General features: G+C 72.2%; 19 protein-coding genes. 8 read left to right on the top strand and 11 right to left on the bottom strand.

Annotated elements, in window-relative coordinates:
• Positions 1-6 precede the first annotated feature (6 nt).
• The 5 genes from ACXNSR_RS23565 to ACXNSR_RS23545 all read right to left on the bottom strand — a co-directional run bounded on the left by ACXNSR_RS23565 (position 7) and on the right by ACXNSR_RS23545 (position 10,415).
• Complete coding sequence (locus ACXNSR_RS23565; RefSeq protein WP_458637463.1) at positions 7-1,638, bottom strand: succinic semialdehyde dehydrogenase; 1,632 nt, start codon at positions 1,636-1,638, stop codon at positions 7-9.
• Positions 1,639-1,741: 103 nt separating this feature from the next.
• A complete protein-coding gene (locus tag ACXNSR_RS23560) occupies positions 1,742-3,358 on the bottom strand; it encodes a serine/threonine-protein kinase (protein ID WP_458637462.1) in 1,617 nt (538 codons plus the stop codon).
• Between the two features lie 125 nt (positions 3,359-3,483).
• Positions 3,484-5,931: a protein kinase gene (locus tag ACXNSR_RS23555; protein WP_458637461.1), complete on the bottom strand. Its 2,448-nt coding sequence runs from the start codon at positions 5,929-5,931 to the stop codon at positions 3,484-3,486.
• Between the two features lie 78 nt (positions 5,932-6,009).
• Positions 6,010-8,004, bottom strand: coding sequence for a serine/threonine-protein kinase (locus ACXNSR_RS23550; RefSeq protein ID WP_458643369.1), 1,995 nt, complete (start codon positions 8,002-8,004; stop codon positions 6,010-6,012).
• A gap of 704 nt (positions 8,005-8,708) precedes the next feature.
• Positions 8,709-10,415: a glycerol-3-phosphate dehydrogenase/oxidase gene (locus tag ACXNSR_RS23545; RefSeq protein ID WP_458637460.1), complete on the bottom strand. Its 1,707-nt coding sequence runs from the start codon at positions 10,413-10,415 to the stop codon at positions 8,709-8,711.
• Positions 10,416-10,644: 229 nt separating this feature from the next.
• Between ACXNSR_RS23545 and ACXNSR_RS23540 the strand changes: the two genes are divergently transcribed.
• From ACXNSR_RS23540 to ACXNSR_RS23525, 4 genes are all read left to right on the top strand, one after another.
• Positions 10,645-11,874: a nucleotide sugar dehydrogenase gene (locus ACXNSR_RS23540; protein WP_458637459.1), complete on the top strand. Its 1,230-nt coding sequence runs from the start codon at positions 10,645-10,647 to the stop codon at positions 11,872-11,874.
• 117 nt (positions 11,875-11,991) lie between these two features.
• Complete coding sequence (locus tag ACXNSR_RS23535) at positions 11,992-12,462, top strand: hypothetical protein (RefSeq protein ID WP_458637458.1); 471 nt, start codon at positions 11,992-11,994, stop codon at positions 12,460-12,462.
• Between the two features lie 108 nt (positions 12,463-12,570).
• A complete protein-coding gene (locus ACXNSR_RS23530; RefSeq protein ID WP_458637457.1) occupies positions 12,571-13,539 on the top strand; it encodes a hypothetical protein in 969 nt (322 codons plus the stop codon).
• A gap of 12 nt (positions 13,540-13,551) precedes the next feature.
• Positions 13,552-15,279 carry a M16 family metallopeptidase gene (locus tag ACXNSR_RS23525; protein WP_458637456.1) on the top strand — a complete coding sequence of 576 codons (1,728 nt, stop codon included), beginning with the start codon at positions 13,552-13,554 and terminating at the stop codon, positions 15,277-15,279.
• A 75-nt stretch (positions 15,280-15,354) separates the two neighbouring features.
• Here the strand turns inward: ACXNSR_RS23525 and ACXNSR_RS23520 are convergent, their stop codons facing one another.
• From ACXNSR_RS23520 to ACXNSR_RS23505, 4 genes are all read right to left on the bottom strand, one after another.
• A complete protein-coding gene (locus ACXNSR_RS23520; RefSeq protein WP_030767410.1) occupies positions 15,355-16,479 on the bottom strand; it encodes a GuaB3 family IMP dehydrogenase-related protein in 1,125 nt (374 codons plus the stop codon).
• Between the two features lie 143 nt (positions 16,480-16,622).
• Positions 16,623-18,122, bottom strand: coding sequence for an IMP dehydrogenase (gene guaB, locus ACXNSR_RS23515; protein ID WP_458637455.1), 1,500 nt, complete (start codon positions 18,120-18,122; stop codon positions 16,623-16,625).
• A 200-nt stretch (positions 18,123-18,322) separates the two neighbouring features.
• Positions 18,323-18,952, bottom strand: coding sequence for a sigma-70 family RNA polymerase sigma factor (locus ACXNSR_RS23510; protein ID WP_030389108.1), 630 nt, complete (start codon positions 18,950-18,952; stop codon positions 18,323-18,325).
• Between the two features lie 360 nt (positions 18,953-19,312).
• Positions 19,313-19,924: a response regulator transcription factor gene (locus ACXNSR_RS23505; protein ID WP_003948568.1), complete on the bottom strand. Its 612-nt coding sequence runs from the start codon at positions 19,922-19,924 to the stop codon at positions 19,313-19,315.
• A 380-nt stretch (positions 19,925-20,304) separates the two neighbouring features.
• Here ACXNSR_RS23505 and ACXNSR_RS23500 point away from each other — a divergent pair, with 380 nt between their 5' ends.
• Positions 20,305-20,631, top strand: coding sequence for a WhiB family transcriptional regulator (locus tag ACXNSR_RS23500; RefSeq protein WP_030011164.1), 327 nt, complete (start codon positions 20,305-20,307; stop codon positions 20,629-20,631).
• Positions 20,632-20,815: 184 nt separating this feature from the next.
• Here the strand turns inward: ACXNSR_RS23500 and ACXNSR_RS23495 are convergent, their stop codons facing one another.
• A complete protein-coding gene (locus ACXNSR_RS23495; protein ID WP_458637454.1) occupies positions 20,816-21,715 on the bottom strand; it encodes a LysR family transcriptional regulator in 900 nt (299 codons plus the stop codon).
• An 89-nt stretch (positions 21,716-21,804) separates the two neighbouring features.
• Between ACXNSR_RS23495 and ACXNSR_RS23490 the strand changes: the two genes are divergently transcribed.
• The 3 genes from ACXNSR_RS23490 to ACXNSR_RS23480 all read left to right on the top strand — a co-directional run bounded on the left by ACXNSR_RS23490 (position 21,805) and on the right by ACXNSR_RS23480 (position 24,103).
• Positions 21,805-22,491: an MOSC domain-containing protein gene (locus tag ACXNSR_RS23490; protein ID WP_458637453.1), complete on the top strand. Its 687-nt coding sequence runs from the start codon at positions 21,805-21,807 to the stop codon at positions 22,489-22,491.
• Between the two features lie 31 nt (positions 22,492-22,522).
• Positions 22,523-23,296: an SDR family NAD(P)-dependent oxidoreductase gene (locus ACXNSR_RS23485; protein ID WP_189733292.1), complete on the top strand. Its 774-nt coding sequence runs from the start codon at positions 22,523-22,525 to the stop codon at positions 23,294-23,296.
• Between the two features lie 96 nt (positions 23,297-23,392).
• Positions 23,393-24,103, top strand: coding sequence for an ester cyclase (locus tag ACXNSR_RS23480; RefSeq protein ID WP_458637452.1), 711 nt, complete (start codon positions 23,393-23,395; stop codon positions 24,101-24,103).
• 94 nt (positions 24,104-24,197) lie between these two features.
• Here ACXNSR_RS23480 and groL read toward each other — a convergent pair whose 3' ends face one another.
• Positions 24,198-25,826 carry a chaperonin GroEL gene (groL, locus tag ACXNSR_RS23475; protein WP_458637451.1) on the bottom strand — a complete coding sequence of 543 codons (1,629 nt, stop codon included), beginning with the start codon at positions 25,824-25,826 and terminating at the stop codon, positions 24,198-24,200.
• Positions 25,827-25,911: the final 85 nt, after the last annotated feature.

Below are 25,911 nucleotides of genomic sequence, written 5' to 3'. Positions count from 1 at the left end.
TGCCCCTTAGCGGAGTCGGAGGGCCTTCATGACCTTGAGGCTGCGGGTCATGAACGCCGCGTACTTCTCGTCGTCCATGCCCAGCGAGGGCGCCATCGGGAGCAGCCGCTGGTGGGCGACGGTCTGGGCCTCGGTGTACTTGAGGATGCCCTCGGAGCCGTGGCGGCGGCCGAGGCCGGAGTCCTTCATGCCGCCCATGGGGGCCTGGGCGCTGCCGTAGGCGGGGGCGTAGCCCTCGTTGATGTTGACGGTGCCGGTGCGCAGGCGGGAGGCGACGGCGTGGCCGCGGCGGGCGTCCTTGGTCCAGACGCTGGAGTTCAGGCCGTACGCGGTGGCGTTGGCCTCGGCGATCGCCTCGTCCTCGTCGGTGAAGCGGTAGATCGAGACGACGGGGCCGAAGGTCTCCTCGCCGCACACCGCCATGGGGGCCTCGACGTCGTCGAGGATGGTGGGTTCGTAGAAGAGCGGGCCGATGTCGGGGCGGGCGGTGCCGCCGGCGACGAGGGTGGCGCCCTTGGCCACGGCTTCGTCCACGTGCCGCTGTACGGTCTCCAGCTGGCGCTCGCCGACCAGCGAGCCCATGTCGGCGCCGTAGGAGAGGGAGGCGCCGAGCCGCATGGCCTTCGTACGGGCGGCGAACCGCTCGACGAAGGCGTCGGCGACGGAGGCGTGGACGTAGAGCCGCTCGATGGAGATGCACAGCTGTCCGGCGGAGGAGAAGCAGGCGCGGACGGCGCCCGCGGCGGCCTTCTCGATGTCGGCGTCGTGCAGCACGAGCATGGCGTTCTTGCCGCCGAGTTCGAGGGAGACCCCGACGAGGCGGTCGGCGGCGCCCCGGGCGACCTCGCGGCCGGTGCGGGTGGAGCCGGTGAAGGAGACGTAGTCGGCGTGCCGGACCACCTCGGGACCGACGACGGGGCCCTCGCCGAGGACGATCTGGAAGACCTCCGCGGGCAGGCCGGCCTCGATCAGCAGGTCGCGCGCCCACAGGGCGGTCAGTGCGGTCTCGGTGTCGGGCTTCATGACGAGCGCGTTGCCCGCGACGAAGGCGGGCAGGGCGTCGCCGACGGAGAGTTCGAGGGGGTAGTTCCAGGGGGCGATCTGGCCGACGACCCCGCGCGGCTGGCGCAGTTCGGTGACCTTGGTGAGGGTGGGCATGGCGCCGGTGTGGCTCTTGGGGCGCAGGTATCCGGGGGCCTTGCGTCCGTAGTGGCGGGCCGAGACGGCGACCGCCTGGACCTCCTCGTGCGCGTGCAGGCGCGCCTTGCCGGTCTCCAGCTGGATCAGGTCGAGGACCTCGGCCTGCCGGTCGAGGACCAGGTCGTGGAAGCGCAGCAGGACCGCCGCCCGCTTGGCGACGGGGACGGCCGCCCAGGCGGGCTGGGCGGCGCGGGCCCGGTCGAAGGCCTCGGCCACGTCCTCGGGGGTGGCCTCCGGGAGCTCTGCCAGCCGGTCCCCGGTGAAGGGGGTGTGGTTGGCGGTGCGGCCGGATCCGATCACTCCGCGGGTCAGCCGGGCGACCAGGTCGGGGGTCACCACGTCGGCGGCGGTGCGGGCACCGGCCGGGGCCGGGGCGACCGGGTTGGTGGGCTCCGGTGCGGTCCGGAGGGGGGCGGCGGGGGCCTGCGAGTCCGTCATGCCGGTGAGCGTATTGCGCCGGACAGCCTTTGGGTACCCGCCGGTAACCGGATTTTGTCATTTCCGCCAGCGATTGCTGGCAGGATCCCGGAATCGGGGCCGATCAGCGCGCGGCGGGCGGCTCCCAGCCACTGAGCACGATGTCGAACTGCTGGCGGGTCGTGTTCCAGTCGACGGTGGGACCCGACATGTAGATCGCGTACTCGGTGTCGTCCGGGGCGATGTACATCTGCTCGATGGCCCGGCGCGGTCCGGCGTGCGTGCCCTTCTCGGTCCAGCTGAAGTCCCAGAGCGCGGCCCGGGTGCTGTCCCGGAAGGTGTTCTGGTTCAGCCGCTCCTTCTTGTAGTCCAACCGCTTCTGCACCTGCTGCTCCAGGTCGAGCAGGTGGGCGTACGGATTCGGGTAGTCCGGGCTCGGGTCGGCGGCGATCCGGATGAAGTGCTTCCCGTTGTCCGGGGTGTAGTCGATCTGGTCGCCGTCCATCTGACGCCTCCAGCCCTCCGGGACGAAGAGGCTGAAGCCCGTCGGATCGGTCACCTTGGTCCAGCCCGCCGGGGGGCCCGCCGAGGTGGCCACCTTGTCCGGGGCCTCGTCCTTCCCCGTGTCCCCGGTGTACTTGAGGACGCCGAACACACCGCCGCCGCCGAGCAGCGCCGCCACCAGGGCCACGACCACGGCCCGCCCCCGCCAGCCCCGGGCCGGGTCGGGGATGGCCGTGGTGGTCGCCGCGGGCGGCAGGGGCTCCGTCGCCGAGGCCGTCGGTGCGGCCGTCGCCGCGGGCTCCGCCGGCACGACCGGCACGACCGGCACTTCGAACCGTTCCTGCGCCGGGGCCAGTTCCTCCGGGGTCACCGCGCGCGTGGGCACGTACGCCTGCGCGGCCTTCGGCTCGCGGCCCTCCATCGCCTCCAGCAGCATCCGCTCGGCCTCCTCGGCCGAGGGGCGCTGCGTCGGGTCCTTGCGCAGCAGGGACGTGATGACCGGACCCAGCGCCCCGGCCTGGCGCGGCGCCGGCGGCTCGTCGTTGACCACGGCCTGGAGGCTGGAGATGGGCGACGTACGGCGGAACGGCGAACGGGCCTCAACCGCCGTGTAGAGGGTGGCGCCCAGCGACCACAGGTCGGAGGACGGGTCGGGGACGCCACCGGTGACCCGCTCGGGCGCGAGGTAATCGATGGAGCCGACGATCTCGCCGGTGCGCGTGATGGACGAGTCGCCCTCGATCGCGGCGATCCCGAAGTCCGTGAGCAGCACCCGGCCGTCCTTGGCCAGCAGTACGTTGCCGGGCTTCACGTCGCGGTGCAGCACGCCGACCGCGTGCGCGGCGCGCAGGGCGCCCAGCACGTGCAGGCCGATCCGGGCCGCCTCGCGGGGCTCGATCCGCCCGGCCGCCTTGGCCGCGTCCGCGAGGGAGGGCCCGTCGATGTACTCCATGACGATCCACGGCCGGTCGTCGTGCTCCAGGACGTCGTGGACCGTGACGACCGCCGGATGCTGGATCCGGGCCGCGGCCCGGGCCTCCTTCTGGGTCCGGGCGTGCATGACGTCCCGGTCGGCCTGGGCGACGTACAGACCCGCCGTCAGTTCCTTGACGGCGACGGTCCTGTGGAGCAGCACGTCATGCGCGCGCCACACCTTGCCCATGCCGCCCCGGCCGATCGGCTCGACGAGCCGGTACCGGCCCGCCAACACGGCGCCCCCACCTGTCTGCTGTTCCACGAAATCCCGCCGCTCTCTGCACTTCAGGCCAGATTACGGAGCCCGGAGGGGCTGCCGGAACCGCCCGGGCGCCGAAAGACGGCACTGTGACGCAATCGCCGTACTGATCAGTCGTCAGTATCCGTTCAACCGCCCGCCTTGTAACTCGCCGTGGCCTTCTCGAAGACCTCGGTGACCTTGGACTGCTCGTCCTCCGGACCGGTCACCAGGACGACGTGGTAACTGCCGCCCAGTGCCACGACGAAGTTGCGGGCGAAGACGTTGCGGCCGGTCCCGTCGATCCACGTGTACCGGCCCGTGGCCCGCAGTTGCTGGCCCACCTTGGTGGTCTTCACATCGCCGACCGTGGACCAGGTGGACGTCCGGTACGGGGTCAGCTCCGGCTCTTTGTCCTTCTGGTACGCCGCCGGATCCGGATTGCCCTGGACCTTGTCGCGGCCGGGGACGACGGTCAGCACGAACTGCCCGTCGGTGTAGCGGACCTGACCGGACTCGTTGATTCCGCGGCGCTCCCAGCCGTCGGGCACGGCGATCTCGAAGTGCTCCGGGTCCTGCTGGGTGGTGTACCCGGCCGGCGCGGGCGCCGGGGCGGCCGGTGACTCCGCGGGCGCCGTCGTCTGCGGGGCGGGCTTGGACTCGGGCGTGCCCGAAGGCACCCGGGACGGGCTCGGCTTCGCCGGCGCCTGCGCGGTGCTGCCCCGGGCATCGCCCGCGGGCTCCTGGTCGGCGGCCCGGGGCAGGAACAGCATCGCGTACGCCACCGCGCCGGCGAGGAGGGCCAGGATCCCGACGAGCAGGCTCCGGCCGAGGGCGCGCGGCTTGCGGGGGCCCGCCGGGTTGCGGTGGCGGCCGTGGACCTCGCCGCGGCGGCGTACGACGGGCAGCCGCGCCGGATCCGGCTCCGGCATCGGGAGCGCCCCGAACCCGCTGTCCGGCTCGGGGGCGGACCGCACGAGCGAGCGCAGCCAGCCGCGGAGCTCCTCGAAGTCGGGCCGCTCGGTGGGGTCCTGGCGCAGCAGCGACTCCACGACCGGGCGCAGCGCGCCGCACTCCTCCGCGAAGGCGGGCGACTCCGCGCAGACCATCTCGACCAGCTCGGCGACGCTGTCCTCCGGGTACGGGGCGTGCCCCTGCACCGCGCGGTAGAGCAGCGCGCCGAGCGCCCAGAGGTCGGTGGCGGGCCCGACGGGGGCCGCGAGCTGCCAGTGGCCGTGCACGGGGCCGGCCTGCTCGGGGGCCCACCGCTCGGTGACGGCCCCGACGACGGCCATCCGGGTCTGCCGCGCCCGCTCGGCGTCCAGGCCGGTCCGCGGCCCGGACCAGCCGGTGCCGGTGCCGGTGGGCTGTGGCCGGTCGGGGGCGGCCGGGGCGGGTGCATCGGCCTGCCGGTAGCCCTGGGGCAGGGCGAGCTGGGCGGGCAGGGCGGACCGCTCGGGCGGTGCCTGGGGCGCCTGAGCGGAACGGGGCTCGGGGTCGGGGTCGCGCTCGGGGTCGGGTACGGATTCCGGCTCCTGCGCCTGCTCCTGCTCCGGCTCCGGGGCGGCTGCGGGAAGCTCCGCCCGGCGGGGGGTGGCGCCGTGCCAGGGGGCGGCGGCGCCGGTCTCCGGGCCGCCGTACGGGTACGAGTACCCCTGCGGGAGGGTCGACCCCTCGGGGCGGCGCTCCGGCGGCGCGCCGGCCTCGGTCCCGGCCGCCGCAGCCCCGGCCCTGCGCTCCTCGATCACCCGGGCGGCGGCCGCCCGCGCCCCGGCCCGGTAGGCGGCGATGGCCCCGGCCCGCGCGGCGGCCTGCGGGTCGGGGCGCTCCTGCGGACGGCCGGGGGTGATGTGGTCGGTGTACCGCGGCCCGGTGTCGTACCCGGGGGCCACGAGCGGTGCGTACGCGACGTCCGCCGGGCCGGCGGCAGCCGGATCCGGGGCCGGGGCCGGGGCCGGATTCGGCACCGGGGCGGTGGCTGTGGCTGTACCCCACCCCGCGGTTCCGTCGCCGGTGTCCTCGGCGCTCGGGACGGGGTCGTACCCGCACAGGGCCTCCTCCGCCGCGCCGGCCGCGAGTCCCGTCAGCACGACGCGCCCGTCCTCGCACACCAGCACCGTCCGCACGGTGATGTTCCGGTGCGTCCAGCCGTGCGCGTGCAGCACCCTCAGCGCGGTCAGTACGTCCGAGGCCACCTCGGCGGCCCGGTAGGGGCTCAGCGGTTCATCGGCGATCAGCGCGGCCAGCGGCCGGGCCGGAACCAGTTCGCTCACTATCCACAGCGACTCGCCCTCGGCGAACACGTCGAAGACCTGGTCCAGCCGGGGATGGTCGGGGATCGAGGCCGCGGCCTGCGCCGCCTCGATGGCACGGCGGACGGCCGGCAGATCGGCGGGCGAGCGGCGTGCCGCCGGGACGGCCCGCGGCCCGTCCAGCAGCTCGGCGTCCACGACCTCCGGCAACGGCACCTGCCGTACCAGGACTTCCTGCCCGCTGCGGGTGTCAAAGGCGCGGGTCTCTATCAGTTCGTACTCGTCGGACGGCGGCAGGGGCAGGCGGTAGCGGCCGGCCAGGATCCGGCCCGCGTACTCCTCCACTTCGCCTCCCCCGAGTGCGGCGGGCTCCCCATGGCCCCTCCGACACGATACGTCGCCGGGGCCGCCCGCGTCCCGAGGTCAGCCGAGCGGCTGGAACGTCTCGAAGGCGACGTTGCGCATCTGCGTGCACTCGGGGCCGTCCCACTGGTCGGCGGCGCAGCTGATCATGATGGCGTAGCCGTGCGTCGCGTCCAGCTTGAAGCCGCGGTTGAGCACACGGACCTTCATGCCCTTCTGCTCCCGCTCGAACTCCCAGTCCGAGGCGGTCGGGTAACCCCGGTAGTCCACCAGGTCGATCCGGATCTGGCGGTATCCCTTGCTGTCACTGGCCACGCCGGGAACCGACTTGATCCAGGCGAGGCGGGCGTCGTTGCCCGGGCTGCCGGTGTAGTCGACCTGGATCCGCGGGAAGCCGCCGCTTTCACGGGCGTAGATGCCACCGGAGTTGTCGCCGGCTATGGCGATCTGCTTGAAGCCCTCGGGCATCGCGATCGAGAAGTGGAATCCGAACTCCTGGATCATGGTGTATCCCGCCGGGAGCGTGCCGCCGGCCCCGCCCGACGTGGAGCCCTGACCCTGGCTCTGGCCCTGGCTCTGCCCCTGGCTCTGCTGGCCCTGGCCCTGGCCCGGCTGACCGCCGGTGGCGGTCCCCGTGCCGGCACTGCCGTTGCCGGCCGTGTCCCCCGTGTTCCCCGAGGGCTTGGGGGAGGTCTCGCCGGCCCCGCCGCTGCCATTGCCGCCGCTGCCGCCCGGGTCCTTCGGCGCCGAGGCCGCCGGAGTGGGCTTGCCGCTGCCGCCCTTGCTCTCGTCCTTCTTGTTGTTGTCGTCGCCGCTGAAGGCGTAGGCGATGAGCGAGCCGACGACCGCCAGCGCCACGACCACGGCCACTGCCGCGAGCACGATGGTGCGGCGCTGCATGACGTCCGTGAGCGGAGCCTTGACGGGGGACGGCTTGGACTTCGGCGGCTCCGCGGCGGAGACGGCCGCGGTCGCGGCCGCGGTCGTCGCCGCCTTGCGGGCGGCCTTCAGCGCGGCGCGGGCGCGGTCGCGCTGCTCGCGGTCGCGCCGCTCGCGTTCCTTCTTCGCCGCCCGCTCGGCCGCCTTCTCCGCCTTGTCCGCGGCGGCCTTCTCCACGGCGTCCTTGGCGTCGGCCAGCGATATCTGCCGGGTCTCCTCGGCCGCCGGAGGCGCCACGGGGGCCGGCTCGGGCTCGGGCGCCGCGAGCACGGCGCCCAGCATCGCCCGGGTGCGGGCGTCGTCGAGCCGGTGCGCCGGGTCCTTGGCGAGCAGGCCGTAGATGACCTCGGTCAGCGGACCGGCGTTCTTCGGCGGGTCCACCGGCTCGGTCATCACCGCGGTAAGGGTGGCGAGCGCGGATCCCTTGTCGTACGGGGGCACTCCCTCGACGGAGGCGTACAGCAGACCGCCGAGCGACCACATGTCGGCGGGCGGGCCGGGCTTCTGGCCACGGGCGCGCTCGGGGGAGATGTAGGAGGGGGCGCCGACGAGCATGCCGGTGGAGGTGACGGAGGGGTCGCCCTCGACCTGCGCGATGCCGAAGTCGGTGAGGACGACACGGCCGTTGCCGGCGATGAGCACGTTCGACGGCTTCACGTCGCGGTGCAGGATGCCCTGGCCGTGCGCGGCACGCAGCACGTCGAGCACCGCGAGGCCGACCTCGGCGGCGCGGTGCGGGGTGAGGGGGCCGTTCTCGCGTATGAACTCGGCGAGCGAGGGGCCTTCGATGAGCTCCATGACGATCCACGGCCGGCCGTCCTCGTCGACGACGTCGTAGACGGTGACGGCGCCGCCGCTGCGGATCCGGGCGATGGCCTTGGCTTCGCGGAGGGTCCGGGTGATGAGGCGTCGCTTCTCGTCCTCGTCGACCCCGGTGCTGAAGCGGAGCTCCTTGACGGCAACGGTCCGGCCCAGGGTCTCGTCCTGGGCCCGCCAGACGGTGCCCATCCCGCCCTTGCCGAGCACGGCCCCCAGCCGGTACCGCCCGGCCAGCAACCGGCCTTCTTCCCCGCTCTGGGCGGCCTTGGCCGCGGCGGCCTTGACGGCGGCGGCCATGGCATCGGCCTTCTCGACGACGGGATTGCTGCCCGCGGGCTTCGCGGCCGGCTTCGCCCCGTCGGCCTTGCCCGACCCGGGCTTCGCCGGGGCGGACTTCTCGTCGCCGGCCTTCGCCTCGGGCGCCCCCGAGTCCTTGCCCGGCGCGGGCTTCCCCGCAGGCGCACCGGAGTCCCCGGCGTCGGCCACGGGCTTCGCGGCCGCGGGCTCGGCGTCGGCGTCGGCCGACCCGGCATCGGCGGGCACGGACTTCCCACTGCCGGGCTTCACCGCGTCCTTGCTCAGCACGGGCTTCCCCGCAGGCGCACCGGAGTCCCCGGCGTCAGCCACGGACTCCGCAGCCGCGGACGCGGCGTCAGCCGACCCGGCATCAGCCGGCTTCGCCGCAGGCGCAGCCCCGGCCCTCTCACCGCCGGGCTTCGCCGCAGGCGACCCGGCAGGCGAAGCCGCGGCGCCGGCCCCGGACTTCTCGCTGCTGGGCTTCGCCGCAGGCGACCCGGCAGGCGACCCGGCAGGCGACTCGGTGTGCTCCGGCTTCGACATGCGTCCCCTCTGCGATCGTGCCGCTGCTCCGCCTGCCCCAGCGGCTGAGCGACCCGGCGGCCGGGGCTCGCTGTAACCCGCCCCGGCAGAACCCTCATTCTTCCTCACTCCGCAACGGACGGGCGCCCCGGGTCTACGGTTCCCCCCTCCGCATCCCGGAGTTACAACGGAACGATGTCGGGCGCCCCCAGCCGCGCCGCGTCCGCCGTCTGGTCGTCCGGCTGGCGCTGCGATTCCCGCTCCGCCTGGACCCGCTTCTCGTAGTGCTCCACTTCCTTCTCGATCTGCTGCTTGTCCCACCCCAGCACCGGCGCCATCAACTCCGCGCACTCCCGCGCCGACCGCGTCCCCCGGTCGAAGGTCTCGATCGAGATCCGTGTCCGCCGGGTCAGTACGTCGTCCAGGTGCCGGGCTCCCTCGTGCGAGGCCGCGTACACGATCTCCGCCCGCAGGTAGTCGTCCGCCCCGGACACCGGTTCGCGCAGTCCCGGATCGGCGGCCATCAGGTCCAGCAGTTCCTCCGTCAGCGACCCGTAGCGGTTCAACAGGTGTTCCACCCGCACCACATGAAGCCCCGTCCGGGCCGCGATCCGCGCCCGCCCGTTCCACAGTGCCCGGTATCCCTCCGCCCCCACCAGAGGCACGTCCTCCGTCACGCATTCCGCCACCCGCTGGTCAAGGCCGTGCACGGCCTCGTCGACCGCGTCCTTGGCCATGACCCGGTACGTCGTGTACTTGCCCCCGGCGACCACCACCAGCCCCGGCACCGGATGCGCCACCGTGTGCTCGCGCGACAGCTTGCTCGTCGCGTCCGACTCCCCGGCCAGCAGCGGCCGCAGGCCCGCGTACACGCCCTGGACGTCGTCGCGCGTGAGCGGCACCGCCAGCACCGAGTTCACGTGCTCCAGCAGGTAGTCGATGTCCGCGCTCGACGCCGCCGGGTGCGCCTTGTCCAGGTCCCAGTCGGTGTCCGTGGTCCCCACGATCCAGTGCCGGCCCCACGGGATGACGAACAGCACCGACTTCTCGGTCCGCAGGATCAGTCCGGTGCTCGAATGGATCCGGTCCTTCGGTACGACCAGGTGGATGCCCTTCGAGGCCCTCACGTGGAACTGGCCGCGCTCGCCGATCAGCGCCTGGGTGTCGTCCGTCCACACCCCCGTGGCGTTCACGACCTGCTTCGCGCGGATCTCGTACTCGACCCCGCCCTCCACGTCCCGCACGCGCGCTCCGACCACCCGTTCACCCTCGCGCAGGAAGCCGACGACCCTCGCCCGATTGGCGCAGTGCGCCCCGTACGCGGCGGCCGTCCGCACGAGCGTGGCGACGTAGCGCGCGTCGTCCATCTGGGCGTCGTAGTACTGCAGTGCTCCCACCAGCGCGTCCTTGCGGAGCGCCGGTGCCACCCGCAGCGCCCGCCCCCGCGACAGGTGCCGGTGCACGGGCAGGCCGCGCCCGTGGCCGCTGGAGACCGACATCGCGTCGTACAGCGCGACGCCCGCGCCGGCGTAGAACCGCTCCCAGCCCTTGTGCTGCAGCGGATACAGGAAGGGCACCGGCTTCACCAGGTGCGGCGCGAGGCGCTCCAGCAGCAGGCCGCGCTCCTTCAGCGCCTCGCGCACGAGGGCGAAGTCGAGCATCTCCAGGTAGCGGAGGCCGCCATGGATCAGCTTGCTGGAGCGGCTGGAGGTGCCCGAGGCCCAGTCGCGCGCCTCCACCAGGCCGGTCGACAGACCGCGGGTCACGGCGTCGAGCGCGGTACCGGCGCCCACCACGCCCGCGCCCACCACCAGCACGTCCAGTTCCCGCTCGGCCATCCGGGTGAGGGCCTCGGCCCGTTGCACCGGCCCCAGTGTCGCTGTCCTCACGGCTGCCTCCCGTTGGTGCGGGTGAGATCCCGCTCACATGCCCCGTTCCACGATTCTGACCGCCCGCACCCACATCAGCCACCGCCTGTGGACAACACAACGGTGGCGTTCACTCCAGAATGCGACATATCTGTCATATATAAGCCTAGTCTGACATTGCGCCAGCTCCCCTGCCCTCCGGAGAACTTGCGCGGCAGCCCCCTCATGTCAGGGAAGGGACGGCACCCCCATGCCCGCAGATCTCGCCGTCATCGGACTCGGCCATCTCGGCCTCCCACTCGCCCAGGCGGCCGTCGCCGCCGGAATCGAGACGGTCGGCTACGACAGCGGTCCGGTCACGGACTCCACCCTCACCGCCGCCGAGATCCGCCGCATGTCGGCGGCCGGCTTCCGGATCACCACCAACCCCGCCGAGCTCGGCCGGGTCCGCACGGCCGTCATCTGCGCCCCCACCCAGCTCGGCGCCGACCGCGCACTGGACCTCTCCGCCGTCGGCGAGGCCGGCCGCGCGCTCGCCGCCCGGCTGCGCCCCCACACCACCGTGATCCTCGAATCCGCCGCCCACCCGGGCGTCACCGAGGACTACCTCCGCCCGATCCTCGAGGCCGGCTCCGGGCTGCGGGCGGGCCGCGACTTCCACCTGGCCTACTCCCCCAGCCGCCACGACCCGGGCAACCGCACCCACGGCATCTCCAACACCCCCAAGGTGATCGGCGGCCTGACCCCCGCCTGCACGGAGTCCGCGCACGCCTTCTACGCCCGCCTCACCGAGAAGGTGGTCCGCGCCCGCGGCCTGCGCGAGGCCGAGACCGTACAGCTCCTCGAAACGAACTACCGCCACGTCAACATCGCCCTCATGAACGAGATGGCGGTGCTCTGCCACGACCTCGGCGTCGACCTGTGGGACGTCATCCGCTGCGCCGAGACCAAGCCGTACGGATTCCAGGCCTTCCGCCCCGGCCCCGGCGTCGGTGGCCACGGCGTCCCCCTCGACCCGAACTACCTCCCCCACACCACCCGCACCCCCGGCCACCCCCTGCGCATGGTCGGACTGGCGCAGGAGATCAACAACCGGATGCCGCAGTACGTCATCCAGCGGTCGGCCACCCTGCTGAACGAGCACGGCAAATCCGCCCGCGGAGCCCGCGTCCTGCTCCTCGGCGTCACCTACAAGCCCGACCTGGCCGACCAGGAGGGCTCCCCGGCCCGCGAGATCGCCAGCCGCCTCCTCGATCTGGGCGCGCTGATCAGCTACCACGACCCGTACATCACGGGCTGGCGGGTCAGGGACCAGCCGGTCCCCCGCGCCGAGTCGCTCTACGAGGCGGCCGCGAACGCGGACCTGACCATCCTGCTCCAGCACCACCGCACCTACGACATGCAGGGCCTCGCCGTGAAGGCCCAGCTGCTCCTGGACACCCGCGGCGCCAGCCCGGTCGGCGCGGCCCACCGCCTCTGAGCACCGGGAAATCCCCCCTGCCGATGTCCGCCCGGCCTGCTAGCGTGCGGCATCACTTATCTCGCACTTACGCCCGATGACCACACGTGCGTTCGCTTCCCTGGGGGGATCCTTCCGATGAGCCAGAACTTCACGCCGCCCGCGCCCGATTCCTACTCCCCGGTCGCCGCCCCGGCCCCGGCCCGCAGCGGCAACATCGGCCTGGCGATCCTCGCGGCAGCCGGCACGGCCCTGGTCGCGGGCGCCGCCTACGGCGGCATCATGAGCGCGATCTCGTTCCAGATCGGCTACCTGGCCGCGGGCGTCGGCATCGCGGTCGCCCTCGTCGCCGTCCGCCTCGGTGGCCGCAACCCCGTCCTCCCGGTCCTCAGCGCCGTGCTCACGCTCGTCGGCGTGTACGTCGGCTACCTCCTCGACATGGCCCTCGCCGTGTCCGAGCACGAAGGGATTCCGGTCTCCGAACTGCTCACCACCGAGCTGGTGAAGCTGAACCAGTTCTACGTGGACAACATCGACCCGATCTCGCTCCTCTTCTACGCGATCGGCGCGTACGCGGCCTTCCAGGCCGCCCGCAAGTCCGCCGGCTGACGCACCGGCAGCCGACGGGGCACTGAGCAGGCACGACGGGCCGGACGGGCCCGACGGACGACGCCAATCCCGGTCGACGGGATCCGTCCCGGTCCATATGATCCGCGCGTGCCCGCTCATACCATCCCCGGTTGGCCCGTGTTCGAACCCGCCGACCGCATACCGGCCCTCGCCGTCCTGCGCTCCGCCGTACGGAGCGAGGACTGGGCCGCCGTCGCCGCCTCCTTCGACGCACTCCACGACGAGGACGACCGGGCCCTCGCCTGCCGGGTCGTCGCCGAGACGGACGGCTCCGAGGTCTTCCTGCGCCGGGCCGCGGAGAGCTCGCCGCGCGATCCGCTGCCCCGGGCCCTGCTCGCCGACCGGCTGGTCCAGGTCGGCTGGGGCATCCGTACCGCGTACCGCGCGCAGCACGTCTCCCAGCAGCAGTTCGACGACTTCCACGCCCACCTGCGGCGTGCCGAGATCCTGCTCATCGACGTCTGCGCCGAGCACCCGCGGTACGCGCTGGCCTGGTACCTGCGGGTCATCACCTCACGCGGCCTCGAACTGGGCTCGGGCGAGACCCGGCGCCGCTACGACCGGCTCGCCGAGCACCACCCGCATCACTACGGCGGCCAGTCGCAGCTGCTCCAACAGCTCTGCCCCAAGTGGGGCGGCAGCTGGGAGGCCGCGCACGGATTCGCCCGGGAGTGCGCCGCGAACGCGCCCGACGGCAGCCCCAACGGGGCACTCGTGGCCATCGCCCAGCTGGAGAACTACCTGGAGATCGCGGACCGGACCAGCATCAGCGCCGCGTCCACGTACCTGCGCACCCCCGACAACCAGACCCGGCGTCTCGAAGCGGCCGCCCGGTCCGTCCTCCACCCGGCCTCCCGGGCCGACGCCTTCCGCGCGGTCGACGCCCACAACGCCTTCGCCGCCGCGCACAGCGCCGCCGCCCGCCACGCCGCGGCGGCCCCGCACTTCCGCGCCGTAGGCGATCACGCGAGCGAGTTCCCGTGGGGCTACCTCGGGGACGGCGACCACACGGACGAGTTCGCACGCCACCGCAAGATCGCCCTGGCTAAGGGCTGAGGGACCACGGAGATGGACATCGACACCACCACCGACGCCGACGGGGTCGTCACGACCACCGTCGACGGCGTGCGCACGCTGCTGGCGCCCCGCTCCGGTCCCGTCACCGCGGGCCTGTTGTTCCGCGTGGGCCGCGCCGACGAGACCCTCGCCACCAGCGGGATCACCCACCTCGTCGAGCACCTCGCCCTGCACCGGCACGGCATGGGCGACCTCCACTACAACGGTGCGACCGCCGCCGCGTACACCCTCTTCACCGTCACCGGCACCACCTCCGACGTGGTCGAGTACCTCAACGGCGTCTGCGCCGCCCTGCGCGACCTGCCGGTGGACCGGCTGGAGACCGAGAAGGAGATCCTCCGCACGGAAGCCGCCGGCCGCGGCCACGGACCCGGGCACGGCGCGGAGCTGTGGCGCTACGGCGCCCGCTCCTACGGCCTCGTCGACTACGCCGAGCCGGGCCTGTACGCGATCACCGCCGACGACGTCCGCGACTGGGCCCGGACCCGGTTCACCACCGAGAACGCCGTCCTGTGGATCACCAGCGACACCCTCCCCGAGGGCCTGGACCTGACCCTGCCCGCCGGCGAGTGGCGGCCCGCCCCCGAGCCGACCTCGGCCCTGCCCGCCACCCCGGCCTACTACCAGGGCGACGAGGGCGGCGTCGTGCTCACCTCGGTCCTGCCCCGGTCGACCGCGGCGTGCCTGTTCGCCGACGTCCTCGGCAAGGAACTCTTCCGCGAGCTCCGCCAGAAGGGCGGCTACTCCTACATCGCCGCCGCCGAGTACCACCCGCGCGACACCGGCCACGCCACCGTCGTCGCCTACGCCGACGCGCTGCCGGCCAAGCAGGACGCCCTGGTCGGCGCCTTCGTCGACGTCCTCGCGAAACTGCGGGCGGGCCGCATCGAGCAGGCCGACCTGAACTCCGTACGGGCCTCCGCACTGACGCAGTACGACAGCCCGGACCTCGCCGCGGCCATGCTGCCGGCGACCGCCATGGACCTGCTGATGCGCCACCGCCACCTGTCCGCCGCCCGGGCGCGGGCCGAGATCGAGGCGGTCACCGTCGCGGACCTCCACCGTGTCGCGCAGGACCTGTGGGCGGATGCCCTCGTACGGGTGCCGGGCCGGGGTGTGGACTGGGCGGGTCTCGCCGCCGCCCCCGCGAAGTCCCCGGAGATCGTCAACGGACGCCGGTACTCGGCCCTGGAGGACGGCAGCGTCGCCCTGCTGGTGGCGAAGGACGGCATCAGCCTCGTCGCGCCCCACAACCAGGTGACCGTGCGGTACGCCGAGTGCGCCCTCATGCAGGTCTATCCCGACGGCGCCCGCCACCTCGTCGGCAACGACGGCTTCAGCCTCACGGTCGAGCCCACCCTGTACCGCCTGGCACTCGGCTGGTTCGCCCCGCTCGACGCGGGCGTTGCGCCCTCCGTCGTGGTCCGCATGCCACCGCGTGATCCCGCCCGGATCCCGCAGCCGGGTCGGACGCAGGACCAGCGGCGGGCGGCCGCGCCGGTTCGCAGCGGCGCGGTCACGGCCTGGATCTGGCTGCTGGGCACCCTCACCGTGCTCCTCACCGTCTTCACCGGTGTCGTCGCGTTCGTCCAGACCGACGCGGAGCTGAGCCCCGAGGGCCCGGACTGGGCCGCGGTCTTCTTCTCGTCCCTGCTGACCGCGGGCTGCGGCTATCCGTGGATCGAGTACCTGCGCAAGCGCCGGCGCGGCGAAGGCTGATCCTGCCTGCTCGTGCCGAAGGGCCCGGCCCCCGATTCGGGGGCCGGGCCCTTCGGCACGAGCAGGCAGGGAGGGTCAGCGGCTGTGCTGCGAGTCCGCGATCGTGACCTCGACCCGCTGGAACTCCTTGAGCTCGCTGTAGCCGGTGGTGGCCATCGAGCGGCGCAGCGCGCCGAAGATGTTCATCGAGCCGTCCGGGGTGTGCGAGGGACCCGTGAGGATCTCCTCGGTGGTGCCCACGGTGCCGAGGTCGACCTTCTTGCCGCGCGGCACGTCCTCGTGGACGGCCTCCATGCCCCAGTGGTTGCCCTTGCCGGGCGCGTCGGTGGCACGGGCCAGCGGGGAGCCCATCATCACGGCGTCCGCACCACAGGCGACGGCCTTCGGGATGTCGCCGGACCAGCCCACGCCGCCGTCGGCGATGACGTGCACGTAGCGGCCGCCGGACTCGTCCATGTAGTCGCGGCGGGCCGCGGCCACGTCCGCGACGGCGGTCGCCATCGGGACCTGGATGCCGAGCACGTTGCGCGTGGTGTGCGCGGCGCCGCCGCCGAAGCCGACGAGGACGCCGGCCGCGCCGGTGCGCATCAGGTGCAGGGCCGCCGTGTAGGTGGCGCAGCCGCCGACGATGACCGGGACGTCGAGCTCGTAGATGAACTGCTTGAGGTTCAGCGGCTCGGCGGCGCCCGACACGTGCTCGGCGGAGACGGTGGTGCCGCGGATCACGAAGATGTCCACGCCCGCGTCGACGACGGCCTTGGAGAACTCGGCGGTGCGCTGCGGGGAGAGCGCGGCGGCGGTGACGACACCGGAGTCGCGGACCTCCTTGATGCGCTGCCGGATCAGGTCCGCCTGGATCGGCGCGGAGTAGATCTCCTGGAGGCGGCGGGTGGCGGCCTCCTCGTCCAGCTCCGTGATCTCGTCGAGCAGCGGCTGCGGGTCCTCATACCGGGTCCACAGGCCTTCGAGGTTCAGCACGCCGAGGCCGCCGAGCTCGCCGATGCGGATGGCGGTCTGCGGGGAGACGACCGAGTCCATGGGAGCGGCCAGGAAGGGGAGCTCGAAGCGGTACGCGTCGATCTGCCAGGCGATCGAGACCTCCTTCGGATCCCGGGTACGCCGGCTCGGGACGATGGCGATGTCGTCGAACGCGTACGCCCTGCGGCCGCGCTTGCCGCGCCCGATCTCGATCTCAGTCACGTGTGGTGGCCTTTCCTCTGGGTCTGCCCGTCCAGTATCCCCGAACGCCGGGGGGCCGCGTTCCGGTGACCGCTGTACGGACGGCCGCGCGGGCACGGCGAAGGGGGCGGGCCCGATGGACCCGCCCCCTCAGCTCATGCCGTTCAGCCCTTGCGGGAGTAGTTCGGCGCCTCGACCGTCATCTGGATGTCGTGCGGGTGGCTCTCCTTGAGGCCAGCCGAGGTGATCCGGACGAACCGGCCGCGGTCCTGCAGCTCGGGGACCGTGCGGCCGCCGACGTAGAACATCGACTGGCGCAGGCCGCCGACGAGCTGGTGCACGACCGCGGAGAGCGGGCCGCGGTAGGGGACCTGGCCCTCGATGCCCTCGGGGATGAGCTTGTCGTCGCCGCCCACGCCCTCCTGGAAGTAGCGGTCCTTGGAGAAGGACTTCTGCTCGCCGCGGGACTGCATCGCGCCCAGCGAACCCATGCCGCGGTACGACTTGAACTGCTTGCCGTTGATGAAGAGCAGCTCGCCCGGGGACTCCTCGCAGCCCGCGAGCAGCGAGCCGAGCATCACCGTGTCGGCGCCCGCGACCAGGGCCTTGGCGATGTCGCCGGAGTACTGCAGGCCGCCGTCGCCGATGACCGGGACCCCGGCCGCCTTGGCGGCGAGCGAGGCCTCGTAGATCGCGGTGACCTGCGGGACGCCGATGCCCGCGACCACGCGGGTGGTGCAGATGGAGCCGGGGCCGACGCCGACCTTGATGCCGTCGCAGCCGGCGTCGATCAGCGCCTGGGCGCCGTCACGCGTGGCGACGTTGCCGCCGATGACGTCGACGGTGGAGTTCGACTTGATCTTGGCGACCATGTCGCCGACCAGGCGGGAGTGACCGTGGGCGGTGTCGACGACGATGAAGTCGGCGCCCGCCTCGATCAGGGCCTGGGCGCGCTCGTACGCGTCGCCGGCGACGCCGACGGCCGCGCCGACGAGGAGCCGGCCGCCCTTGTCCTTGGCGGCGTTCGGGTACTTCTCGGCCTTGACGAAGTCCTTGACCGTGATGAGGCCCTTGAGGATGCCCGCGTCGTCGACCAGCGGAAGCTTCTCGATCTTGTGGCGGCGCAGCAGCTCCATGGCGTCCACGCCCGAGATGCCGACCTTGCCCGTGACCAGCGGCATCGGGGTCATGACCTCGCGCACCTGGCGGCTGCGGTCCGACTCGAAGGCCATGTCGCGGTTGGTGACGATGCCGAGCAGCTTGCCGGCGGAGTCGGTGACCGGGACGCCGGAGATGCGGAACTTCGCGCAGAGCTCGTCGGCCTCGCGCAGCGTCGCGTCCGGGTGCACCGTGATCGGGTCGGTGACCATGCCCGACTCGGAGCGCTTGACCAGGTCGACCTGGTTGGCCTGGTCGGCGATGGAGAGGTTGCGGTGCAGTACGCCGACGCCGCCCTGACGGGCCATGGCGATGGCCATGCGGGACTCGGTGACCTTGTCCATGGCGGCGGACAGCAGCGGAACGTTCACGCGCACGTTGCGCGAGATGAGGGAAGAGGTGTCGATCGCGTCAGGTGACATGTCCGACGCGCCCGGCAGCAGCAGCACGTCGTCGTAGGTCAGTCCGAGCGTGGCGAATTTGTCGGGCACTCCGTCGGCGGTCATGACACCTTCCCAATGGTCTTGCTCAGCGCGGATGTCCATGCTAACGGGATCCCGACGCGTCTCATTCCACGACCAAGGTCAAGCAGAAGTTTCGTCTTTTCCTACGACTGCGGCCCGCGACCAAGGCCCACGCAGAGCTACGCAGAGCCTGCGACGAAGCCGTACGGACCCGTGCGGACCGCGAGGGCCCGCACGGCCGCCTACTGCTCGGCGAGTGCCCGCAGCCGGCTGAGCGCGCGGTGCTGGGCGACGCGCACGGCCCCCGGGGACATTCCGAGCATCTGCCCGGTCTCCTCCGCGGTCAGCCCGACGGCCACCCGCAGCACGAGGAGCTCGCGCTGGTTCTCCGGAAGGTTGGCCAGCAGCTTCTTGGCCCAGGCGGCGTCGCTGCTGAGCAGCGCGCGCTCCTCCGGGCCCAGCGAGTCGTCGGGCCGCTCCGGCATCTCGTCGGAGGGCACGGCCGTGCTGCCCGGGTGCCGCATGGCGGCCCGTTGCAGGTCGGCGACCTTGTGCGCGGCGATGGCGAAGACGAAGGCCTCGAAGGGCCGCCCGGTGTCCCGGTAGCGCGGCAGCGCCATCAGGACGGCGACGCAGACCTCCTGCGCCAGGTCTTCGACGAAGTGACGAGCGTCACCCGGCAATCGCGAGAGCCGGGTGCGGCAGTAGCGGATCGCGAGGGGGTGCACGAAGGCGAGCAGGTCGTGCGTGGCCTGCTCGTCACCCTCCACCGCCCTGCGTACGAGCGCGCTGACGCCCCCGGCACTGCCGCCTTTGGCGGCGCCGGTCGGGCCTGTGGCCGCGGGTGACCCCAGGGCCTCGTCGTCGCGCATCAATCCATGGTGCCTTGGCGCCGGAGCATCCGTGTCGCCATGGCCCTTGTTGTGCATCGAAGCGTTATGAGCAGGTGCGCCGGAACCCATCATCTGCGCCCTCCCCTCCCGCTCGGCCGAATAGTCCCCGAGAGACTCCACACCCTCAAGGATGCGGCATCGCGCACGAAGCGAGACGTCCCCCGGATTGTGCCCCGCCAACCCCCGGGTGCGCACCGGGTACGGCGGGGACAGGGATGCCCTCGACAACAGGAGCCGTCGAGGGCTGCGCGCCGCCCCGTCCGCGGGTGGCGGACGGGACCTCTCTCGACGATCCGCGGCCTGCGGCGGACCGGGCCGGGCCCGGCCGCGACCGGGAGGTCAGCGGACCAGACCCCAGCGGAAACCGAGTGCCACGGCGTGCGCCCGGTCCGAGGCGCCGAGCTTCTTGAACAGTCGCCGGGCGTGCGTCTTGACCGTGTCCTCGGACAGGAAGAGCTCGCGCCCGATCTCCGCGTTGGACCGGCCGTGGCTCATGCCCTCCAGCACCTGGATCTCGCGCGCGGTGAGCGTGGGCGCGGCGCCCATCTCGGCCGAGCGGAGCCGGCGCGGGGCCAGTCGCCAGGTCGGGTCGGCGAGGGCCTGGGTGACCGTGGCCCGCAGTTCGGCGCGCGAGGCGTCCTTGTGCAGGTACCCACGGGCGCCGGCGGCGACCGCGAGGGCCACCCCGTCCAGGTCCTCGGCGACCGTCAGCATGATGATGCGGGCGCCGGGGTCGGCCGAGAGCAGCCGGCGGACCGTCTCCACACCGCCCAGCCCGGGCATCCGGACATCCATCAGAATCAGGTCGGAGCGGTCGGCGCCCCAGCGGCGGAGGACTTCCTCGCCGTTGGCAGCCGTCGTCACACGCTCGACGCCGGGCACGGTGGCAACCGCGCGACGGAGCGCCTCTCGGGCAAGCGGGGAGTCGTCGCAGACGAGGACGGATGTCATGACCGCCCTCCGCAGCTGCTGATGCGCGTCACCTTGAGCCTCCAGGCTGGTACGTATCGTCACCTGTGCGGTCGATGCCCCCGGACACCTGTCCGAGAACTTATTGGTTCAACCGCCTTCGCACTCTCAACGATGGTCACTCGAAAGAGTTACGGGTCGGACGGACACCTTCAGCACTCTACGTGAGGAAGCGATCACGGCGTCGGAGCCACGAGCCACCTGTCCTCCATCTGGAGCTATGCCCTATTTGGCGGCTTTCCTTCCGTTTGGCACGTGTCTGAGGCTAGATTCCCAATGAGTCATATTTACATCTACTCCGACAGTAGGTGTGGAGACATGGACCGTATCCGCCTCAGTACCGGCACCAAGAGGGACTACCAATGGCAGATTTCTCCCGCCTCCCCGGACCGAACGCCGACCTCTGGGACTGGCAGCTGCTAGCCGCCTGCCGCGGGGTCGACAGCTCTCTCTTCTTCCACCCGGAAGGCGAGCGGGGCGCGGCCAGGAGCGCGCGCGAGGCCTCGGCTAAAGAGGTCTGCATGAGATGCCCGGTGCGTTCGGAATGCGCCGCGCACGCACTCGCCGTCCGAGAGCCCTACGGGGTGTGGGGCGGCCTCACCGAGGACGAGCGCGAGGAACTGATGGGCCGCGCCCGGCACCGGCTGATCCCCGCGTCGAGTGCGATCGGACCGATCGCGCCGAACTGAGAGTCGCCGAAACGTCCGAAGGAACGTTTCCTCGAATCACCAGCACACCCGGGCGTGTCGCCGCCCGGCCCGCGTTTCACCCGTTCGGCCGTACCGGGCCCTGCGATGTGTGCGCCCCCGGCCGCCGCCGGGGGGCGCGCGCGGGCGAGCACGCGGCCGCGGACCGGTGCGCGGCCGCCGGTGGTCAGCGAGCGGCCGCCCGCTCCAGCTCGGCCAGGGTCGCGGCCACGGCCGGCACCCGGGCCAGGTCGGGCAGGGTGAGCGCCACGACCTCCCGCTCGACGGCCGGCTCCACCGCCACCGCGCTCACGCCCTTGGCCCGTACGGACTCCACCGCGAGCTCCGGCAGCACCGCCACGCCCAGCCCCGCGCCGACCAGGCCGACCACCGCCGGGTAGTCGTCGGTGGCGAAGTCGATGCGCGGGGTGAACCCCGCGCCCTCGCACACGTCCACCAGATGGCGTCGGCACCGCGGACAGCCCGCGATCCAGGGTTCGTCCGCCAGCTCCGCCATGCCCACGCGCTCCGCCCCGGCCAGCCGGTGCCCCTCCGGGACCAGCCCGACGAGCCGGTCGGTGAGCAGCGGCCGCACCACGAGGTCGTCCCACTCCGCGGCGGAATGGTCCGCCCCGCCGTAGCGGAAGGCCAGCGCCACGTCGCAGTCGCCCTCGCGCAGCATCTCCACCGAACGCGGCGGCTCCGCCTCGACCAGCGAGATACGGGTCCCGGGGTGCTCGGCCCGCATCGCCGCGAGCGCGGTCGGCACCAGCGTGGAGCTGCCGCTGGGGAAGGACACGAGCCGGACCCGGCCCGCGCGCAGCCCCGCGATGGCCGCGACCTCCTCCTCGGCGGCGGTCAGCCCGGCCAGGATCCCCGCGGCATGCCGGACCAGGGCCTCGCCCGCCTGGGTCAGCCGCATCTCGCGGCCGGTGCGGATGAGCAGCGGGGTGCCGGCCGACTGCTCCAGCGCCTTCATCTGCTGGGAGACGGCGGGCTGGGTGCAACCGAGCTCGCGGGCGGCGGCGGAGAAGGACCCGGTCCCGGCGACGGCGCGCAGAACCCGGAGATGGCGTGCTTCTATCACCCTTCGAGCATAAGCCCTACTTTGATTTCCGAGCGAATATCCCGGAGTGGCTTTGGGTCGGCCGGGGTTAGCGTGGTCCCATGGGCCCCATGCAATTGATCTCTGTGAACCTCGGCCGCGCCACGGCCGCCGACTACACGGACGCGGAGGGCGGGGTGACGGGCATCGGCAAGCGTCCCGTCCCCGGGCCGGTCCGCGTCGTCGCCCCGGGCCCCAGGGCAACCGGCCTCGGCAGCGGCCTGGAGGGTGACGCCGTCTGCGACCGGCGCCACCACGGCGGCGACCACCAGGCCGTCTACGCGTACGCCCGCGAGGACCTGGACCTGTGGGAGCACCTCCTGGGCCGCGAGCTGCCCGGCGGGCTCTTCGGCGAGAACCTCACCACCTCCGGCATCGACCTGAACACGGCGCGGATCGGCGAGCGCTGGCGGGTCGGCGCGGACCTCGTCCTCGAAGTGGCCTCGGCCCGCATCCCGTGCCGGACCTTCCAGGGAGCCATGGGCGAGGCCGGCTGGGTCAAGCGCTTCACCCAGGAGGCCCGGCCGGGCGCGTACCTCCGGGTGATCGAGGAGGGTTCGGTCTCCCCCGGCGACCCGATCCGGATCATCCACCGGCCGGACCACGACGTCACGGTGCAGCTGTGGTTCCGCGCCTTCACCACCGAACGGGCGCTGCTGCCGCTCACCCTGGCCGCGGGCGACGCGATGGAGCCGGAGGCCCACGAGCGGGTTCGCCTGTACGTGGAGAAGTACGGGGCGGGGGCCGGGGCGAGGTAGCGCCGCCATGCGGGGAAGCTAGGTTGCGCCTATGACGACTGCGTTGATTACGGGATCCACGGCGGGCATCGGCGCCGCCTTCGCCCGGCGGCTGGCCGCCCAGGGACACAATCTGGTGCTGGTGGCACGCGATACGAAGCGGCTCGGCGAGCAGGCCACGGAGCTGCACGACCGGCACGGCATCGAGGCCGAGGTACTGGCCGCCGACCTCTCCACGGACGAGGGCATCGCGGCGGTCGAGCAGCGCCTGGGCGACCGCACCCACCCGGTGGACCTGCTGGTCAACAACGCGGGCTTCGGCAACAAGGGCCGCTACCTCGAAGTCTCCATGGCCGACGAGCTGACCATGCTGAAGGTGCACATCGAGGCGGTACTGCGGCTGACCTCGGCGGCCACGGAGTCGATGCGCTCGCGCGGCCGCGGCGGCGTGATCAACGTGGCCTCGGTGGCCGCCTTCGTACCGCGGGGCACGTACGGGGCCAGCAAGGCCTGGGTCGTGCAGTTCACCCAGGGCGCGGCGCGCGACCTGGGCGGATCCGGGGTGCGGCTGATGGCACTGTGCCCCGGCTTCGTCCGCACGGAGTTCCACCAGCGGGCCGGCATGGGCACGGACAACATCCCCGGCTGGATGTGGCTGGACGCCGACAAGCTGGTGGCCGCGGCCCTGGCCGACCTGGCCCGCGGGAAGACGGTGTCGATCCCGGACCCGCGGTACAAGGCGCTGATGGGCGTGGTGAAGCTGACGCCGCGCGGACTGCTGGGCGGGATGTCCTCGCGCACGGGCCGCAAGTACGGCCCGCAGTAGCCCTGGAGGGCGCCCCGAGGGGCCCCATCACAAGCAGCCAACCGGGTGAAATCTCCCTAAACTGGACCTGTCCCATCCAGCGCGGGAGGCGACGCGATGACATTCGTACAAGTGATCGATTACGAGACGACGCGGTTCGACGAGATGAACGCGCTCATCGACCGCTGGGCGGAGCAGAGCAGCGGCAGGCGCACCGCCACGCACACGATGATCGGCCAGGACCGCGAAGCCCGGAACCACTACGTGGACATGGTGGAGTTCGCCTCGTACGAGGAGGCCATGAAGAACTCCAACCTCCCCGAGACGGACCGGATGTTCAAGGAGATGGTGGCGCTCTGCGAAGGCATGCCGAAGTTCATGAACCTCGACGTGGTCCGCGACGAGCACCTCAACAAGCAGCTCGCCAACCGGGTGTTCGAAGAAGCGGCCATGGCGGGGAACATGAGCGTCCTCGACGAATGCTTCGCGACGAACTACATCGACCACGACGCGAGCAGGGCGGAGTCCACCGTCATCGGGCGCGAGGCCATGCGGTCGGACATGGAGACGTGGCGCGCGGCCTTCGACATGTCCTTCGAGCCGACGGCCCAGCTGGCCGAGGGCGACATGGTCACGACGGTGTGGAAGTGGCGCGGCACCCACAAGGGCTCGTTCATGGGAGTCGCACCGACCGGGAAGACGTACGAGATGTCCGGGAGCACCACGTTCCGGTGCCTGGAGGGCGAGATCATCGAGGGTTGGTGGCACTACAACCCCGGCGCCCTGCAGCAGCAGATGGGCGGAACGGGTTCCCCCTACGGAACCTGACACCCCACTCCTGAGGCCCCACCGGCGGGAAGGCAAACGGGAAGGCCCCGCTCCGCGGCTGCGGAGCGGGGCCTTCCCGGCGTGGTGCGCGCGATCAGTGGCTGTGGCCGTGACCGTGGCCGTGACCGGCGTCGCCCTCGTCCTCCGCCGGCTTCTCGACGACCAGGGTCTCGGTCGTGAGCAGCAGGGAGGCGATGGAGGCGGCGTTCTCCAGCGCGGAACGGGTGACCTTCACCGGGTCGATGACGCCGGCCTTGACCAGGTCGCCGTACTCGCCGGTGGCGGCGTTGAAGCCGTTGCCCTTCTCCAGCTCCGCCACCTTCGAGGTGATGACGTAGCCCTCGAGACCGGCGTTCTCGGCGATCCAGCGCAGCGGCTCGACGGCGGCGCGGCGCACGACCGCGGCACCGGTGGCCTCGTCGCCCGACAGGCCGAGGTTGCCCTCGAGGACCTTCACGGCGTGGACGAGCGCGGAGCCACCGCCGGAGACGATGCCCTCCTCGACCGCGGCGCGGGTCGCCGAGATGGCGTCCTCGAGACGGTGCTTCTTCTCCTTGAGCTCCACCTCGGTGGCGGCGCCGACCTTGATGACGCAGACGCCGCCGGCGAGCTTCGCCAGACGCTCCTGCAGCTTCTCGCGGTCCCAGTCCGAGTCGGTCGACTCGATCTCGGCCTTGATCTGGTTGACGCGGCCGAGGACCTCGTCGGAGCTGCCGCCACCGTCGACGATGGTGGTGTCGTCCTTCGAGATGGTCACGCGGCGCGCGGTGCCCAGTACGTCCAGACCGGCCTGGTCGAGCTTGAGGCCGACCTCCTCGGCGATGACGGTGGCACCGGTGAGGGTGGCCATGTCCTGGAGCATCGCCTTGCGGCGGTCACCGAAGCCGGGGGCCTTGACGGCCACCGCGTTGAAGGTGCCGCGGATCTTGTTGACGACGAGGGTGGAGAGCGCCTCGCCCTCGACGTCCTCGGCGATGATCAGCAGCGGCTTGGAGGCGCCGGCCTGGATGACCTTCTCCAGCAGCGGCAGCAGGTCCTGGATCGAGGAGATCTTGCCCTGGTTGATCAGGATGTACGGGTCGTCGAGGACGGCCTCCATACGCTCCTGGTCGGAGACCATGTACGGCGAGAGGTAGCCCTTGTCGAAGGCCATGCCCTCGGTGAACTCCAGCTCCAGGCCGAAGGTGTTGGACTCCTCGACGGTGATGACACCGTCCTTGCCGACCTTGTCCATCGCCTCGGCGATGAGCTCGCCGACCTGCTGGTCCTGCGCGGAGAGCGCGGCCACGGCGGCGATGTCGGACTTGTCCTCGATCGGGCGGGCGGTCGCGAGGAGCTCCTCGGACACGGCCTTGACCGCGGCGTCGATGCCCTTCTTCAGGGCGGCCGGAGAAGCACCCGCGGCGACGTTGCGCAGACCCTCGCGGACCAGCGCCTGGGCCAGCACGGTGGCGGTGGTGGTGCCGTCACCCGCGATGTCGTTGGTCTTGGTCGCCACCTCCTTCACGAGCTGCGCGCCCAGGTTCTCGTACGGGTCGTCCAGCTCGACCTCGCGGGCGATGGTGACACCGTCGTTGGTGATGGTGGGGGCGCCGAACTTCTTGTCGATGACGACGTTGCGGCCCTTGGGGCCGATCGTCACCTTGACCGTGTCGGCAAGCTTGTTGACGCCGCGCTCGAGGGCGCGACGGGCGTCCTCGTCGAACTTCAGGATCTTCGCCATGGGAGCGGTTCAGCCCTCTCGAAAACTAGGTTTAACGAACCGCGCCCCTCGCCGCCCGGCAATCAGCGGGGTGACCAGGGGCGCA

It is taken from the genome of Streptomyces sp. NC-S4 (assembly GCF_054353315.1).
This window is presented reverse-complemented; position numbering and strand designations above follow the sequence as displayed.